The 2,733-nt window shown below is 66.5% G+C and carries 2 protein-coding genes and 1 pseudogene; all 3 read right to left on the minus strand.

The genetic code is table 11. The features are described from left to right. Window positions 1-164: 164 nt before the first annotated feature. Window positions 165-458 (minus strand): annotated as a pseudogene (locus tag AB0N17_RS45915) (hypothetical protein); the annotation flags it as partial. Window positions 459-803: 345 nt separating this feature from the next. After that, window positions 804-1,133 (minus strand): transposase, encoded by a 330-nt coding sequence (locus AB0N17_RS45920; protein WP_366017624.1) that lies wholly within the window; start codon window positions 1,131-1,133, stop codon window positions 804-806. Between the two features lie 292 nt (window positions 1,134-1,425). After that, on the minus strand, window positions 1,426-2,733 hold a 1,308-nt coding region (locus AB0N17_RS45925; protein WP_366017625.1), incomplete at its 5' end, for an allantoin permease.

The following is a 2,733-nucleotide window of genomic DNA, read 5'->3' on the forward strand; positions in this document are numbered from 1 at the left end:
GGGACTTCACGCGTGCGGGCTCGGACTTCGCCGCCGTCCTCTGACTGTGCTCGCACTCAAGGGGCACGACATTCCCTCTCCACGCCGATGATCACCAGCGGGAGCGTAGTGTCGGACGAGTAGGAAGAAAGCGGAACACGCCGTACGTATCGAATTACTAGCCTTTAACGTGATCTTTCTGTGCGTAACCCTCTGTTTGCGTCTGGGTCCGGTCGGCCGACCCGGTCCCCGTTCTCCAGCTCCGCCGTGCCCGCCCCGTCCGCCAGCACGTCGAGGGCGGCGAGCGCGCGGCGGCCGAGTGCGCCTGGCAGGTGGTCGGTGAGCTTCTCTCGCGGCACCAGCCGCCAGGGCAGCAGCTCCTCCTCCAGCAGCCGGATCGCCTTGAGGTCGCCCTCATCGAGGACCCCGCCGTCATACAGGTAGGCGACGAGGGGCGGGCGCCCCGTCCCACGCACCCATTGACAGTGCCGCTACCTGTGACGGAGCGTCACCGGTGCACGGTGGTACACCTAGCTTCACGGAAATCTTGCCAGGGCCACTGCCGAGCGGATGGTGCCGCAGATCGGCCCAGACGCCTGGGCGGTCGATGACGTGTCGTTCCCTGTCAATCCCCTCGAAGCGTGGAGACGGTCTATGCGGCCAGGCCCTCGGCGAGGGTGGCTCGGTACTCGCGTTCGTAGTCGATCGGGCTCTTGAACCCACACACGCTGTGTAGCCGTCTGGCGTTGTAGAAGTCGGTGATCCAGGTGGCAAGGCCTTGCAGCTGCTGACCACCCCGACCGCCACGGCCGAGTCCGCCTCAGCTACTTCACCCACAAGGCCACGAAACGCTTGCACACATCACGTTCCATCTCCAGCTCGCGGATGCGCTTGTCCTTCTCCCTGGCCTCGGCCCGCAGCCGCTCCAGCTCGGCCCGCTCACTCTCCCGCAGCCGGCCACCAGACGGCTCGGCCACCGGCCGGTCCGACGACGGCGACCCGTTGCGCCGTGCCCGCGAGACCCAGCTGTGCAACGTCCCGGGATGGATGCCCAGATCCTCCGCCACCTTCGGAATCGGCTTCCCGGTCTCCGTCACGATCCGCACCGCCCCCTCCTGGAACTCGGCGTCGTAGATGCGCTTCCTGGATGCCATGACCCCCAACTATCCCTCCGGTCACGGTCTCCACAGTAGGAGGGGAGGTGCAGCCTCGATCTCACCTCCCACCGTGGCCAGCAGATCACCCTCGACATGCTCGACTGGGCCGACAGCGTCCTCGCGATGGACACGGCCGTCCTCGAAACGCTCCGGGCGATCTGCGGCGGACCGGCGGTGGCCGAGTACGGAGATCGACGCACCTCAGTGTCCCTGGGTAAAAGGGGTGTTCCGGGAAGCAACTTCAGGGCAATTGCCACGGAGGTCGGCTTGGCGGCCCAGCTCTGCTGGCCTACGCGGTGGCGGGCAGTACGTGGTCGCCGACCTTGTCGGTGCTGAGGCACAGCGAACAGACCACCGCGTCGTGGGTGGCGCAGGCGGTCAGGTCGGGCCGCTCGTAGGGCTGGTGGCAGACGTGGCAGTCGAGGGTGACCGCGCTCGGGTTGCCGTCGGCGTCGAGCATGTGCTCGTCGATGCCGTCGTCGGTGCGGCGCAGGTAGTACCTGCCCTTGGTGGCGATGGCCATGAGCGGGGTGAGGGCGAAGGCGATGACGGCGGCGGCGACGGGGGAGTAGGGCTGGAGGGTGTCGCTGAGCGCGTGGAAGTACATCGCGATGGACAGGCCGGAGGCGGCTGCGAAGGACACGACGCCGACCGGGTTGACGGCGTAGAGCATGCCGCGGCGGAACTCGGGGGCGTGCGGGGAGAGTTTGAGCAGGTACTTGTTGATGCCGATGTCGGTGGCGACGGTGACGACCCAGGCGATGGCGCAGTTGGAGTAGAAGCCCAGGATGTCGTTGAGGAAGCTGAACATGTCGGCTTCCATCAGGGCGAGCGCGAAGCCCAGGTTGACCAGGACGAAGACCATGCGGCCGGGGTAGTGCTTGGTGATGCGGGTGAAGGAGTTCGTCCAGGCGAGGGAGCCCGAGTAGGCGTTCGTCACGTTGATCTTGATCTGGCTGATCACGACGAGCGCCACGGCCAGCGGGAGCACGAGCCAGGACGGCATCATCGCGTCGAAGGCGCCTTTGAACTGCTGGATGGGCTCGGGTGCGACGTCCGGCCCGACCTTGGCGAGGATGTACACGGCGAGGAAGACACCGATGGCCTGCTTCAGCGCGCCGAGTATCACCCAGCCGGGCCCGGCCATGACCACGGCGGTCCACCAGGTTCGCTTGTTGGCCTCGGTTTTGGGCGGCATGAAGCGCAGGTAGTCGATCTGCTCACCGATCTGCGCGATGAGGGACAGGCATACGCCGGCGCCCAGCAGCACGGAGGCGGTGTTAACGCCGCCGTCGCCGTCGGTGCCCGCGTAGGCGAGGAACCGGTCGACCGTGCCGAGGTCCTTGGCGATCAGGTAGACCAGCGGGCCGACCATCAGCAGCAGCCAGACGGGCGTCGTCCAGACCTGCAGCTTGCTCAGCGCCTTCATGCCGTAGATCACCAGGGGAATCACCATGAGAGTGGAGACCAAGTAGCCCAGCCACAGCGGCAGTCCCAGGCCCAGCTTCAGGCCCTGGGCCATGATCGAGCCTTCGAGGGCGAAGAAGATGAAGGTGAAGCTGGCGAAGATGACGCTGGTGAGGACCGAGCCGTAGTA

It is taken from the genome of Streptomyces sp. NPDC051133, assembly GCF_040682635.1.
Lineage (GTDB): Bacteria > Actinomycetota > Actinomycetes > Streptomycetales > Streptomycetaceae > Streptomyces.